Here is a 13,267-nt window from a genome sequence, read left to right as displayed (position 1 = left end):
GGGGGGGGGAGTTGTGGCCATCTCACGGCGTTCGGAGCGGCGGTGGGAGCGGTCCCAAACCGGAAATCTTCTGGCTCTAACGTGAATCGTTTGTAGGATCTGTGTGACTTTGGTGGTTCGACCATGGTGGAACCGTGGTCCGGACCACTTGAATCGAAGCCTCTGGCGTTCGAAGATTTTCCTCCCCGTTCTCCGCAACCGCACGGAGGGCGGGGAGCGTCTTTGCGGTCGCCCTTCAGGGGCGTCCGGACGCCACGTTTATTTGGGGCATAGGGGAAGAGCTGTTACGTATGAGGGCATTTAGCGCACTGTCAGACGTGCAGCCTGACGCAAATGTGATGCCTGTCGCGTACAACCCCCACGGGGGGACGCGTGTCCAACTGGCGTGGCAGAGGTACTCGAATTCACTGCAGCGCGCGGCGCGACCCTGCGTCCGCCCCGCCGACCCCGCATGTCCGGCGCGCCCGGCGGCGGCATGCCGGTGATCGCGCCCATGCCCGCAGCGCGGCCCGCCCGCATCCCCAATCAGCGCGAGGGCGCTGACGAAGCCCTGGCGGCCGGCACCACCGTCGACCATCTCACCGAGACCTACCGCGCCCACTACCGGTCGCTCCTCGGCCTCGCGGCGCTCCTCCTCGACGACACCGCCTCCTGCGAGGACGTCGTCCAGGAGGCCTTCATCCGGGTGCACTCGGCGCGCAAGCGCGTCCGGGACCCGGAGAAGACGCTCGCCTATCTGCGCCAGACCGTCGTGAACCTCTCGCGCTCCGCCCTGCGCCGGCGCATCCTCGGCCTGAAGCTCCTCTCCAAGCCGATGCCCGACATGGCGAGCGCGGAGGAGGGCGCGTACGACCTGCTGGAGCGCGACGCCCTGATCAAGGCGATGAAGGGGCTCCAGAGACGCCAGCGCGAGGTCCTCGTCCTGCGATACTTCGCGGACATGACCGAGGCCCAGGTCGCCGAGACGCTCGGCATCTCGCTCGGCTCGGTGAAGGCGTACGGCTCGCGCGGCATAGCGGCGCTGCGCGTCGCCATGGAGGCGTCGGCATGAGCGGGCACGACGAGCGGGCACGCCACGATGAGTACGGTCGCGACGACAGCGACGACAACGAGCATGAGCAGCACGCTGGGAACGGAATTGTGAATCACGGCCCCTCGGAGAACTCGGGCCCGGAAGAGTCGGGTTTCTCGGATACGGACGGCCGCCCGGCGGGTTTCCCGTCGAGTGTCTCCTCAGGCGACTCGAACCGATCGGACAACTCGGACACGGAGGCCGCGGGCCTGGAGTCTGGAGGCTCGGGCGGGTCCCGCGCCGGTGGCTCGGGCGCTGACGGGCCTGGCGTTGGCGGACCCGGCGCTCACGGGCTCGGCGGTGGACTCGGTGGTAGCGGGTTCGGCGGCGGTGGGCTCGGTCTGGGGCCGCTCGGCTCGGACGAGCTGGCCCTGCGGCGGCTGATGCACCAGGCCGTGGAGGAGATCGAGCCGACCGACGGCACGCTGGAGCACCTGCGGCGCGCGGTACCGGCCCGGCGGGCGCGCAAGCGTCAGGCCGTCGTCGGCATGGCGGCCGCCGCGCTCTTCATCGGCACGGCCGTCCCGGCCCTCGTCCACGTCTCGAACGCCACCGGCCCCAACGCCGACCCGTCCATCGCGGCCAACAGCTCGGAGACCCAGGGCGGCGCGAGCCAGGGCACGGAGGCCGGCACGGAGAGCGGCTCCGGCGGCTCCTCGGGCAAGTCCAAGGACAAGGACAAGGACGACAAGAAGGGCGAGCCCGGCAAGGGCAAGGGGAGCAGCGGCGGAACCACCGGCGCCGAGCCGTCGGCCTCCGCCGCGAACGTCCCCGCCTGTACGTCCATGCAGCTCGGCAACGCCACCAGCAACCTCGGCTCGCCCGACGCCGGCGGCGCGGTCTACGGCTCCTTCACGATCAGCAACGTCTCCACGACCAGCTGTACGGTCACCGGCGACGGCTCCATCGCGCCGGCCGCGCAGGGCGCGGCGGACCCGTCCGCGATCGGCGTGGCCCTCCATGCGACGGGCGACGCCGCGACCGGGCTGGCCGACCCGTCCGCCTACGCCTCCGCGCTGGTGCTCGAGCCGGGCTCGGCGTACAAGGTCCAGTTCGCCTGGGTGCCGTCGAGTACTTGCCCCACCACAGGTGGCAACGGCGGCACTGGCGGCGGGGACCCCTCGCCCGACCCGACTCCCACGGAGAACCCCACCGGCGAAACCGGCGGTACGTCCTCGGAGGGCACCAGCGGCGTGAGCCCGCAGCTCACGAAGGAAGACGGAACCGCCGACGGAAGCGTCGTGGTGTCGTACACGGCGGAGGGCGGAGCGCCGACCGCTTCGACGACTGTGCCCAACGCGTGCGCCGGGACGGTGTACCGGACCGGGGTGCTGGCCGGGGCTTGATGCCCGGGATTTGATGCCCGCGTTTTGATCCCTGGTCACCTGGTCGACCCTTGATGTCCGGGTGTTCCGGGGTGTGACCTGAAAGCTGGGCTGGACTGGGCTGGTCCTGATGCTCGGCCGGGGCCTGTTGTTCCCGGCCGGTCGGAGCGTAAGTGATCCGGATCGGCGGTCAGGCGGTCTGCGAGCTCGACGCCTTCGCCGTGGTGTCGCCCTCGGCGCGGACCTCGCCGCCGTCACCCTCACCCTCGCCCCTGTCCGCGGGGGCGTCTTCCAAGAGCCCCAGCTCCGCGTCCCGCGCGAACTCCACCTCGCGCCGGATCAACCGGAACCACATGAAGAGCACGAAGCCCGCGAAGACGAACCACTCGCCGGTGTAGCCCAGGTTCTGGAACGCCTTCAGGTCCAGGCCCGTGTCCGACGGAGCCGTCGCGGGCACCGCCTTCATCCCCGTGTCGGCCTTCGCGAGGGTGACCCACGCGTCGTACACGTCGTACGGCACGAGGTTCACCAGCGACGCCGAACTGATCGCGCCGGTCTGGCCGGCGGGGAGACCACCGGCCGCGGGCACCCCGTTCGAACCGGGCGTCTCCGACGCCTGCAGCGCGCCGGTCACGGTGACCTCGCCGGCCGGGGCGGCCGGGGCCTTCGCGGGGTCGGCTTCGCCGGGGAGCCAGCCCCGGACCACGGGCAGCGCCTTGCCGTCGCCGGTCCGCAGCATCGTCAGTACGTAGAAGCCGCGCTGGTCGTCCAACTCGCGGTCCGGCACGAGCAACTGCTTGCCGTACCGGCCCGTCGCCGTGGCCTGATTGCCCGACGTCTCCTTGTCCACGGGCAGCAGCTCGGCGAGCGGCCGGGCCGCCTCCGTCTCGGCCGCCGTGGCCTGCTCCCCGGCCTCGCGGTGGTCCTGGACCCGGTCCTCGAACCGCCCCAACTGCCACGACCCCATGAAGACACAGAAGGGGATGGCCAACAGCACGAAGACGTTGATCCCCCACCAGCGGGGCGTCAGCAGGAACCGGTACACAACCTCAAAGGTACGGGGCCCTTGCGGGGGCCCGGCCGAGGGGGTGCCTCAGCCGGCCTTAGGGCCTGTCCGGCGGATCAGCTCGGAGACGCGGGGTCTGGCACGCCCATCTGCGGCGTTGTCGTCGGTCAACGACGCTCCGCGTCGCCTCCCTCCTCCGCCTTGCAGCTGCACGCACCAGACCCCGCTCACCCATGCTTGTCAGGCGCCGTGACTTTCCTCCGACCTGATCCGCCGGACAGGCCCTACCCGCAAGGGGGGCTCGGCGCCCGGGCCGCCGCTACCGGCCCAGGTGTCGCTCCGCGAAGTCCAGCTCCAGCCGGACCTGCTTGATCCGCTCGTCCACGACCAGGGAACCGTGCCCCGCGTCATAGCGGTACACCTCGTGGACGGCTTCGCGCGCGGCGAGCCGGGACACGTAGTTCTCGACCTGGCGGATGGGGCAGCGCGGATCGTTGACCCCGGCGGAGATGTAGACCGGGGCCTTCACCGCGTCGACGTACGTCAGCGGGGACGACGCCTCGAAGCGCTCCGGAACCTCCTCCGGTGTGCCGCCGAGCAGCGTGCGGTCCATCGCCTTCAGGGCCTCCATCTCGTCGTGGTACGCCGTGACATAGTCCGCGACCGGCACCGCGGCGATGCCGAGCGCCCACGCCTCGGGCTGCGTACCGAGACCGAGGAGCGTGAGATAGCCGCCCCAGGAGCCGCCGGTGAGGATCAGCCGGTCCTGGTCGGCGAGCCCGGACGAGACCGCCCACTCCCGCACGGCCGCGATGTCCTCCAGCTCGATCAGGCCGACCCGCTGCTTGAGCGCGTCCGTCCACTCCCGCCCGTACCCGGTGGAGCCCCGGTAGTTGACCCGGATCACCATGTACCCGTGGTCCACCCAGGCCGCCGGGCCCGCCGCGAACGAGTCGCTGTCGTGCCAGGTCGGGCCGCCGTGGATGTCGAAGACGGTCGGCAGAGGACCCGTCGCTCCGGCGGGCCGCTGGACGAGGGCGTGGATGCGGCCGCCCGGACCCGTCACCCACACGTCCTCGACCGACACCGACGCCGGGGCCTTCATACCGGGAGGGTCCAGGACGACCTTGCCGGACGTCGAGCGGACCACCGGGGGTTCGGCGGCCGACGACCACAGGTACTCCACGCTGCCGTCCGGCCGGGCCGTCGCTCCCGACACCGTGCCCTTCGGCGTACGCACCCGCTCCAGGCGGCGGGTCGCCAGGTCGAAGCACCACAGCTCGCTGCGCGCCTCGAAACTGTTCACGACGAGCAGCGCCGAACCGTCCGGATACCACTCGGCGCTCAGGTCGCCCTCCAACTGCGAGGTCAGCGCCAGGTCCGTCTCCTCGCCGGACACCACGTCCCACACCATCGGCTCCCAGCGGCCGCGCCGCTGATGCCCGACGAGCAGCCGGGTGTCCCCGTCGACCGGGGCGAAGCCCAGCACCTCGAGGCCCAGCTCGACCGTGCCGTCCTTGGTGTCGTCCAGCTCGGCGACCGTCGAGCCGTCCATGCGCAGCACGCGCAGCGCGGAGTGCATCGCGTCGCCGTGCTCGGTGTGCTCGATGGCGATCAGCGAGCCGTCGTGCGAGAGGTCGCCGACGCCGGCCGACTCCCGGTGCCGGTAGACCTCGACGGGATCCCCGCCGGTCCGGCTGACGTAGATCGTCGAGCCGTCCTCGTCGGTCGACCGGCCGACGATCGCCGTCCGCCCGTCCCGGCCGAGCGCGAGCCCGGCGGGATAGGAGGCGTCGAGCCCGGGAGCCGCGGGCTCGTCGGGAACGGCCGCGCCGCCCGCGCCGTCGGCCCCGGCGAACGGCTGGCGTCGCCAGATCCCGAACTCGTCCCCGTCCTTGTCGTCGAACCACCAGATCCACTCGCCGTCGGGCGACAGCACGCCGTCCGTCGTCCCGTTGGGCCGGTCCGTGACCTGGCGCTGGTCACCCGTCTCGCGGTCCCACGCGTACAACTCGTACGTCCCTGTCGCGTTCGACACGAACAAGGACCGGTGCGGCGCGTCCTCCGCCCAGTCGGGCAACGACACCCGCGGCGCCCGGAAGCGCTTCTCCCAGTCCGGCATGGTCCTGTCGTCCGTACCGGACCCGCCGTCCGGCATGGTTACCTCGTCCGGGATGGCCCCGTTGCTCTCAGTCATGGCCCCATACTGCCCGCACGGGACGACAATCCGCTCTCGGGCCCGTCGGCCTGTGGACAACTCTCCGGTCCGAGACCGCCGCGGCAGCGAAAAATCCTGTCTCCGCGCAGGTCAGGACCGATTGTCAGTGGCGGGGTGCACTATTTCGACATGACCTCATCGACTGATCTGCGCAAGACAGTGGAGAGCTTCTGGGCCACGGCCGAGGCCAGGAACTGGGCGGCCTTCGCGGACACCCTCGCGGAGGACGTCGTCTACACCATGCCCCAGACGCGCGAGCGCGTCCGCGGGCGGGAGAGGTACGTCCAGTTCAACCGGGAGTATCCGGGCGACTGGCACCTGAGGATCGAGCGCATAGTCGCCGAGCCCGGCCAGGTCGTCACCTGGATCCACTTCACGGTGGGCCTGGAGGAGATGTACGGCATCTCGTTCTTCACGGGCGACGCAGAGGGCCGCGTCCTGACGGTCACGGACTTCTGGCCCGAGCCGTACGAACCTCCGGCGGGGCGGGAGCACTTGGTGGAGCGTTACTGAGACGCGGGCGGCGCGGGGGATTCGGGGACAGAGGGCTTCGGCTCCGCGTCCAGCCGTATCACCGCGACCCCGCCGTCCAGGTCGACCCGTGCCGTCTCCGTCAGAAGGGCCCTAAGCGGGTCCGGCGAAGTCCGGTGCGGTTCGGCAGCGCCCCGAAGGGGCGCGGGGAACTGCGCGACCAGCCACGACGGACCCGCGGATGAAGCACCGTACTTCCGCGCTTATCTAGAGCTGCCGAGCATTTGCGCAGGTTATGGCGCTTCAGGGGGTGAGGGACGTTGGGCACATTCCGTTGAGAGAGGCGGGAACGGAGGGCTGCCCCTGCGCGCTCGGAGCGCAAGCGCGCAGGGGGCAGCCAGTTCCAGGAGATCAAGCTAGCCGTTCCGGAAGCCCGCGCTCACACCCGCACCGACGCCGCCACCGGCAGGTGGTCGCTGCCGGTGGCCGGGAGGGTCCAGGCGGACCGCGGCTCCACACCGCGTACGAGGATGTGGTCGATCCGGGCCACCGGGAACGAGGCCGGCCAGCTGGCACCGAACCCCGCGCCCGACTCAGCCTGCACGGACCGCAGTTGGGAGGTGAGCCCGGACAACGCCCGGTCGTCGGTCGTGCCGTTCAGGTCGCCCACGAGGATCGTGCGGGGGAGCGGCTCGGCGCGCACGGCGGCGGCGAGTCGCCGCGCGGCCGCGTCACGTGCGTCGGAGGTGAACCCCGAGCCGGCGGTGAAGCGGACGGACATCAGATGGGCGACGAAGACCGCGACCGGTCCCTCGGGCGTGCGGACGGTGGCGCGCAGGGCACGTGGCCAGGGCGCGATGTCGACCGCACGGGCGTCGGCGACCGGATACCTGCTCCACAGACCGACCGTGCCCTGCACGGAGTGGTACGGGTAGGTGCCGGCCAGCGTTCTCTCGTACGCCGCTGTCGACGGGCCGCCCAGCTCTTCGAGAGCCACCACGTCCGCGCCGGAGGCGGCCAGGGCACGGGCGGTGCGCACCGGCCGCGGATTGTGTTCGTTGACGTTGTGCGTCACGACGGTCAGGTTGCCGCCGTCCTCCCGTTTGTCGACGAGTGTCCCGCCGAAGAGCGAGCACCAGACGACGGCCGGCAGCAGCACGGACACGGCGGCGGCCCTGGACCGGCGGGCCGGCGTGCACAGGAGCAGCAGCGGCACGGCCAGACCCGTCCAGGGCAGGAAGGTCTCGACGAGGCTGCCGAGACGGCCGACCCGGTTGGGGACGAGGGCGTGGCCCAGCATCACCAGCGTGGCCAGGACCGCGAGCGAGCCGAGGATCAGCGGCGGCCGCCGGACGCCGGTGTCCTCGTTCCGCGGGCGGATGGAATCGGGTTCCGGCCGGGCGGGCGCGGTGTCGAGGGAGTTTGTCACGGCCGTCTCACGGTGTTCCGGACGAGGTCGTCGACAGCCATCGCCGTACGCCCTCGATCAGCGCGTGGCTCGTGGCGAGAGCGGCCCGCAACCCCTGCCGGGGGTCGGTGCCGGCGCGCTGGTGCAGCACCACTCCGAGGATCAGCCGGTCCCGGCCGTCCTTGTCGGACGCGGTGGCCGCCCACATCAGGGCGCCGCCGGCGGGAGTGCTGGAGCCGGTCTTGAGGCCGATCACGCTCGCCGTGCCGAGCAGGGTGTTGGTGTTGCGGATCGTCCCGGGGACACCGGGCACGGTGGTGCTGGGCATGGCGACGATGGTCCGGAACACCTCGTCGCGCATGACCCGGCGGGCCAGCCTCAGCTGGTCGGCCGAGGTGCTGGTGGTCGTGGGTTCGATGCCGCTGGCGCCGGTGTAGGTGGTGTGGCGCATGCCCAGGTCACGGGCGGCCCGGTTCATCTTCGTGACGAAGGCCTCCTGCGAGCCTGCGTTCCAGCGGGCCAGCAGCCGGGCGATGTTGTTGCCGGAGGGGATCAACAGCAGTTCCAGCAGCTGTCGTTCGCTCAGCCGCATACCCTCCCTGACCGGCACGCTCGACTCCACGCCCGAGACGGACTCGTTCGCGGCGGTCCGGTCGACGGTGACGAGGGGGCCGTCCTCGCCCGCGCGCAGCGGACGGTCGCGGAGGATCACGTAGGCGGTCATCACCTTGGTGACGCTGGCGATCGGCACCGGTGGCCGCTCGCCCCGCGTACCGAGGTCACCGTGGGCGCCGAGGCCCTCGACCACCACGCTCGTCTGCCCCTCCGCCGGCCACGGCAGCGAACCCGCTCCGGTTCCCGGGCTGTTGCCGGAGGTGAGCACGGCGACGGCAAGAACCGCCAGGGTGACCAGTGCGGTGGCGCCCGCGGCGAGGCCGGCCGTGAAGCGCCGCCCGGACCGGTCGTGTCGGCGGGGCGGGAGCCATGAGCCGGTGGACCACGAGGGCTGGGCCCGGCCTGCGCCGGGCTCTCCGGAAAAGGGAACCGGTGACATGGGAGGGACACCTCCAAGGGGGCGGGTGCGCGGCGTTCACGCACGTCGACCACCTTCCGCGGGGCGGATCTCCGCTCGGCTCCGGCCACGGATCGAGCACCGCTCGGCCGGGCATCCGTTCGGTATCGGCCGTTCGGCGTCAGCCCGCAGGCGGCAGCCGGAGGGTGGCGAGCGCCCCGCCCTCGGGAGCGTTCGCGAACTCCAGCGACGCCCCGATGACCCGGGCCTGCCCCAGCGCGATGGTCAGCCCGAGGCCGTGCCCGTGGCCGCGCTCCGACGCACCCGTGCGGAATCGCTGCGGGCCGTCCGCGAGCAACTCCGCCGGGAAGCCCGGGCCGTGGTCCCGTACGGTCACGGTCGTCCCGGCCACCTCGACCTCGACGGGCGTGCGGCCGTGCCGGTGGGCGTTGACGACGAGGTTGGCGACGATCCGGTCGAGCCGGCGCGGATCGGTCTCCGCCGACAGGGCACCGGTGGCGGTGAACCGCGTGTCCAGCCCGGTGCGGGCCACGGACTCTGCGACCATCTCGGCGAGCGGTACGGGCCTGAGTTCGGCCCGCTCGGCGCCCGCGTCGAGCCGGGAGATCTCCAGCAGCTCCTCCACCAGCGTCCGCAGCACCCCCACCCGGTCACGCACCAGGTCGGTGGTCTCGCCCTCGGGAAGCAGCCCGCTCGCGGTCACCAGGCCCATGAGTGGCGTACGCAACTCATGGGCGACGTCGGCGGTGAAGCGCTGCTCGGTCAGCAGACGTTCGCGCAGACTGTCGGCCATCGAGTCGACGGTGGCCGAGATCTCGGTGATCTCGTCACCGCCCCGGCCATCGGCCGCGGTCCTGGCGGCCAGGTCGCCCCCGGCGATCCGGCGGGCGGTCCGCGCCACCCGGCGCAGCCTCCGGTTCGGCAACTCGGCGGCGAGCGCCGACAGCGGTGCGACGACCGCCAGCGCCGCCAGGGAGTACTTCCACATGTGCCGGTCCAGCGCCCGCCGGGTGAGCAGGTCGGAGGTCATGTCGGCGCTCACCGCCACGGGAGCGCCACGGAGGGTCCGAACGGCCCACATCGAGGGGTGGTCGCCGGGGCTGTCGCCGTCGTACCAGGTGGCGGAGCCGACCGCCCTGCCCTGTCGGTCCTGGAGGCGGCGCAGGAGTTCGTCGGGCATCTCCCCGGGCGAGACGACCAGACCGTCGGGCGGGACGCCGTCCCGCTCGCAGTCCTCCACAGCGTCGGACAACTGGGTCAGGGCCTTGGCCGCACCGTCGTTCATCGACCGTTCCAGGGTGCTGCGGTGGACCAGCAGCCCGACGGTCACCGCGATGGCACAGCACGCCACGGTGACGAGCAGCGCGATCTTCCAGCGCAGCGAACGCCAGTGCACCAGCGCGCGTACGGTCTCCACGTCAGCGCCGCAGCTTGTAGCCGAAGCCGCGGACGGTCTCGATCCGCTCGGCCCCGATCTTCTTCCGCAGGCGCTGCACGCACAGGTCGACCACGCGGCTGTCGCCGTCCCAGCCGTAGTCCCACACGTCGCGCAGCAGGGTCTGCCGGTCCAGCACGATGCCCGGGTTCGCGGCGAACTCCAGCAGCAGCCGCAGTTCGGTGGGGGCCAGCGCGACCGGTTCACCGGCCCGGAACACCTCCAGGCCGCCCGTGTCGATGGCCAGGTCGCCGAAGACGAGCCGAGCGTGCCGGTCGCGGCCGGGCCTCCCCGACCGGTCCGGCGGGTCCGGCTGGTCGGACAGGCCCGGACGATCGGCCACGGGCCCGGCCGCCGGGCCGGGGGCCGGGGTGAATGTGGCCCGCCGCAGCAGCGAACGGATCCGGGCCACCAGCACGGCGGTGTCGACGGGCTTGACCACGTAGTCGTCGGCCCCTGCCTCCAGACCGGAGACGACGTCCAGGGCGTCGCCGCGCGCCGACATCATCAGGACGGGATCCACGCTGGTCTCCCGGATCCGGCGGCACAGCCCGATGCCGTCGAGGCCGGGCAGCATCACGTCCAGCAACAGCAGGTCGTGCCGGCCCTCCCGGAACAGTTCGAGTCCGGTCAGGCCGTCGGCGGCAGCGGTGACGCGGTAGCCGTAGCGCTCCAGCGCCATCGTGACGGATCTGCGGATCACCGCGTCGTCCTCGACGAGCAGGATCGTCACGGGCGCGGGAATGGACACGGGCGCGCCCCCATCAGCTGCTGAAGCGGGCATCTTTTCCGTCCGGAAGTAGGTTCGGGGGCTCTCTCACCCTGCCAGAACCGTGCCTCCGCCCAGGCTCAACCGTGCATCAGCCGCGTATCGGCCATCTCTCGGCGGGATCGCGGGCTACGAGGTCCGGAAAGCAACAGACGAAAGCCTCGAGCGTGTAGCCCTGATCCAGCAGGTACCTGGGCCAACCTTCGCCATGCACTCGGCATTGAGGATGACGACTGGTCGGCAGCGCAAGAGTCCCTGTCGGAGAGCGTCGATCCATTGGGTCGAATCGAATCCAAGTGAAGCCGCCCCCGAAGGGAGCACCTTGACCCAGTACGCCACCCGTGTGGTTCAGCCCGGGATGACGTGCCCGAGCCCATGAGAGGCGAGCGGGTCGCGGAACGGCTTCCAGATGGTGGGGTCGGCCAGGTTCGTGAAGAGCCCAGTGCAGGTGTTCGTGTCGCCGGTCACGAGCCCGTACACGACCGCTTTGCCGGAGGCCTTCGTATCGAACAACGGTCCCCCGCTGTCCCCGGGGCCGACCCGGGATTCGGCGGTGCCCGCGCAGATGAACTCCTTGTCCCAGGCACCGCCCTCCGTGTCGAACTTGTTGACGGGCAACTTCACCTCGTGCATACGAGACGGCTTGTTCGGATCGGCGAGATCGGTACGTCCCCAACCGGCGGCGCGTACGAGACGCCCCGGCCGCAGCTTCGTTCCCAGCGGTGGCAGGGCCGCGCGAGGCTGGTCGACCGAGCTGTCGAGCACGATGAGCCCCAGGTCCGTGTTGGTCGCGGTGTCGAAGTCGGGGTGGCTGTAGACGGAGAAGCGGTCGCCGGTCAGCACTGTTCCGCCGGGCGTGCTCGAGTCGGTCCGCCCCAGGGCCAGCCGGATCTTGACCATGCCCTGCTCGGCGAACCTGGCGCAGTGCGCCGCCGTGGCGACAACGCGGCTGTGGACGAGTGCTCCGCCGCAGTAGTGCGACCAGGTCCCGTCATCGCCCTGTTGCTCGATCTGTACGACGAAGGGCCGCTCGCCGTCCGGTACCGGCACTCCACCGACGATCGCCGAGGCGACGGGTGCCATGGCGAACACGGTTCCCAACGCGCAGACACCCGCGAGGTAGGTGACCGCCCGTCGGCTCACTGACTTGCGCAAGGTGGACTCACTTCCGTCTGCCACCGGGCGCGGCCCCGGCGGACTCGCGGGGCGGCCGACGCCCGGCCGCCCCTTCCGACGAGGATTATGAGTCCGTCAATCCTCCGGCAGGCCTCCGTCCCGTATCGGGCCGATCGCGGCCTCCCCTCGGCTGCGTAACAGCGCGAGGGCAGTCACGAGGGTTTGGTCCAAAGGGAGTTGGGGTCGGCGACCGCGACCCCCGGACGGGATCGCGGTCGCCTGCTCACATGCGTTCCGGTGCCGAAACGCCGAGCAGCCCCGGTCACGTCCGCTGGAGTGGTGTATCGACGGCCACTCGGTGATCTCGTTTTGCGGCTATGCGGTGAGTTCGGTGAGCAGGGCGGTCTCGTCGGTTTCTGACTCGATCGGGTGGAGGCGGGCCGTGGCAAGGAGTTCACGGCCCATGTAGCGGCGGGCCTCGGACCATTTCAAGGAGTTCTGCGGCTGGTGTCTGAGCTAGGACACCGGGGTCGATCACTTCTCCACTGCACGATGATCGCCGCCTACCGCTATACGTTCCGATACTCCCCGAGGGCCGGTGACAGCGGCCGGGTAGTCATGTGGACGACGCGACTCCTTTGCTCTGGTTTTTGATCATCTGACGGAGGCTGGTGCGGGCGGCGGTGAGCTCGTCTTCGAGCTCGGTCACGCGGCGTGCGAGGCCGTCGGTCTCAGCGGCCTTGGCACCGAGGACTGCTTCCAACTCGGCTTTCGACTAGTTGAGTTCATGGACCCGGATGGTGAGATCGGCAGCGCCGATCTGGTCGAACTGCTGGCCGCGGTGAAGGCGCGCGCTGCGCTGGAGCTGGTCGCGTTCGGCGCGGAGTTTGCGGATCTCCTCACGGGCCAGTTCGAGATCAACGCGGAGGCTGGTCAAGCTGGCCGGGTTGTCCCAGATGGGGAAGGTGCGCGAGAGCCTTGGCCATGAGCCGGACATTGGTCGGGTCGGCCTTGGCGCCGCGCGCGTCACGCTGCTGGAGCCCGTAGAGAATCTCCCAACGCATCACCGGCGAAAGCGGGACCAGCGAGAACTGGTGGGCGTAGAGGAACGGCATCTGCCGGGCGACCCACTCCTCGACAGGCTCGTCAGGGGCTTCACGCCCGTATCTGTAGTGGCGGTCGGAGCAGATCGTCTTGAGCCCCCACCGTTCCTGTTCGCACCGCATCACGACGCAGAGCGGGGCGCCCTCCATGCAGGGCTCCGGGCCCGTGCGGGCCCAGACCTCGACGGCAATGCCGGATTCACGTACGGCCTTTATGCTCCATACCCGGTAGTGCTTGATGCAGAGCCGTTGGCAGTACCTCGGCTTCCGTCCACGGGCGAGATCGCCCTCTCTGCTCTGAAGATCACACA

The 13,267-nt window shown here is 70.9% G+C and carries 12 protein-coding genes; 3 read left to right on the top strand and 9 right to left on the bottom strand.

Going from position 1 to position 13,267, the window contains the following annotated elements; translation table 11 throughout:
* Positions 1 to 385 precede the first annotated feature (385 nt).
* Together GAS53_RS13755 and GAS53_RS13750 are read left to right on the top strand one after the other, a co-directional pair.
* Complete coding sequence (locus GAS53_RS13755) at positions 386 to 1,051, top strand: SigE family RNA polymerase sigma factor (protein WP_192583099.1); 666 nt, start codon at positions 386 to 388, stop codon at positions 1,049 to 1,051.
* The gene (locus GAS53_RS13750; RefSeq protein ID WP_192583098.1) at positions 1,048 to 2,418 is read left to right on the top strand and encodes a hypothetical protein; all 1,371 of its coding nucleotides are present in this window, start codon (positions 1,048 to 1,050) and stop codon (positions 2,416 to 2,418) included. Before GAS53_RS13755 ends, GAS53_RS13750 begins: the two co-directional genes overlap by 4 nt.
* Before the next feature lie 169 nt (positions 2,419 to 2,587).
* On the opposite strand, the gene GAS53_RS13745 is transcribed toward GAS53_RS13750, so the two are convergent.
* Together GAS53_RS13745 and GAS53_RS13735 are read right to left on the bottom strand one after the other, a co-directional pair.
* Positions 2,588 to 3,442: an SURF1 family protein gene (locus GAS53_RS13745; RefSeq protein ID WP_151477794.1), complete on the bottom strand. Its 855-nt coding sequence runs from the start codon at positions 3,440 to 3,442 to the stop codon at positions 2,588 to 2,590.
* A gap of 280 nt (positions 3,443 to 3,722) precedes the next feature.
* Positions 3,723 to 5,600 (bottom strand): S9 family peptidase, encoded by a 1,878-nt coding sequence (locus GAS53_RS13735; RefSeq protein WP_192583097.1) that lies wholly within the window; start codon positions 5,598 to 5,600, stop codon positions 3,723 to 3,725.
* A gap of 150 nt (positions 5,601 to 5,750) precedes the next feature.
* Here GAS53_RS13735 and GAS53_RS13730 point away from each other — a divergent pair, with 150 nt between their 5' ends.
* Positions 5,751 to 6,134: a nuclear transport factor 2 family protein gene (locus GAS53_RS13730; RefSeq protein ID WP_151477793.1), complete on the top strand. Its 384-nt coding sequence runs from the start codon at positions 5,751 to 5,753 to the stop codon at positions 6,132 to 6,134.
* Between the two features lie 397 nt (positions 6,135 to 6,531).
* Here GAS53_RS13730 and GAS53_RS13725 read toward each other — a convergent pair whose 3' ends face one another.
* The 7 genes from GAS53_RS13725 to GAS53_RS13695 all read right to left on the bottom strand — a co-directional run bounded on the left by GAS53_RS13725 (position 6,532) and on the right by GAS53_RS13695 (position 13,106).
* Positions 6,532 to 7,473 (bottom strand): endonuclease/exonuclease/phosphatase family protein, encoded by a 942-nt coding sequence (locus GAS53_RS13725; protein WP_225858905.1) that lies wholly within the window; start codon positions 7,471 to 7,473, stop codon positions 6,532 to 6,534.
* Positions 7,474 to 7,528: 55 nt separating this feature from the next.
* Positions 7,529 to 8,554: a D-alanyl-D-alanine carboxypeptidase family protein gene (locus GAS53_RS13720; RefSeq protein WP_151477791.1), complete on the bottom strand. Its 1,026-nt coding sequence runs from the start codon at positions 8,552 to 8,554 to the stop codon at positions 7,529 to 7,531.
* Positions 8,555 to 8,693: 139 nt separating this feature from the next.
* On the bottom strand, positions 8,694 to 9,950 hold the full coding sequence (locus GAS53_RS13715; protein ID WP_151477790.1) for a sensor histidine kinase: 1,257 nt from the start codon (positions 9,948 to 9,950) through the stop codon (positions 8,694 to 8,696).
* A gap of 1 nt (position 9,951) precedes the next feature.
* Positions 9,952 to 10,752, bottom strand: a complete 801-nt coding sequence (cseB, locus tag GAS53_RS13710) for a two-component system response regulator CseB (protein ID WP_151477789.1) — start codon at positions 10,750 to 10,752, stop codon at positions 9,952 to 9,954.
* A gap of 333 nt (positions 10,753 to 11,085) precedes the next feature.
* On the bottom strand, positions 11,086 to 11,892 hold the full coding sequence (locus GAS53_RS13705) for a S1 family peptidase (protein WP_151477788.1): 807 nt from the start codon (positions 11,890 to 11,892) through the stop codon (positions 11,086 to 11,088).
* 736 nt (positions 11,893 to 12,628) lie between these two features.
* Entirely contained in the window at positions 12,629 to 12,790 is a 162-nt protein-coding gene (locus tag GAS53_RS55125) for a hypothetical protein (RefSeq protein ID WP_192583096.1), read from the bottom strand.
* Positions 12,771 to 13,106: a hypothetical protein gene (locus tag GAS53_RS13695; protein ID WP_151477787.1), complete on the bottom strand. Its 336-nt coding sequence runs from the start codon at positions 13,104 to 13,106 to the stop codon at positions 12,771 to 12,773. The genes GAS53_RS55125 and GAS53_RS13695 overlap by 20 nt, the downstream gene beginning before the upstream one ends.
* Positions 13,107 to 13,267 lie beyond the last annotated feature (161 nt).

The sequence above is a fragment of the Streptomyces albicerus genome (genome assembly GCF_008905045.1).
In the GTDB taxonomy this organism is placed as follows: Bacteria; Actinomycetota; Actinomycetes; order Streptomycetales; family Streptomycetaceae; genus Streptomyces; species Streptomyces albicerus.
This window is presented reverse-complemented; position numbering and strand designations above follow the sequence as displayed.

Coding starts and splice junctions, on each gene's coding strand:
- cseB (WP_151477789.1), bottom strand. CDS start 10,752: ATGCCCGCTTCAGCAGCTGATGGGGGCGCGCCCGTGTCCATTCCCGCG.
- GAS53_RS13750 (WP_192583098.1), top strand. CDS start 1,048: ATGAGCGGGCACGACGAGCGGGCACGCCACGATGAGTACGGTCGCGAC.
- GAS53_RS13720 (WP_151477791.1), bottom strand. CDS start 8,554: ATGTCACCGGTTCCCTTTTCCGGAGAGCCCGGCGCAGGCCGGGCCCAG.
- GAS53_RS13735 (WP_192583097.1), bottom strand. CDS start 5,600: ATGACTGAGAGCAACGGGGCCATCCCGGACGAGGTAACCATGCCGGAC.
- GAS53_RS13730 (WP_151477793.1), top strand. CDS start 5,751: ATGACCTCATCGACTGATCTGCGCAAGACAGTGGAGAGCTTCTGGGCC.
- GAS53_RS13695 (WP_151477787.1), bottom strand. CDS start 13,106: ATGGAGGGCGCCCCGCTCTGCGTCGTGATGCGGTGCGAACAGGAACGG.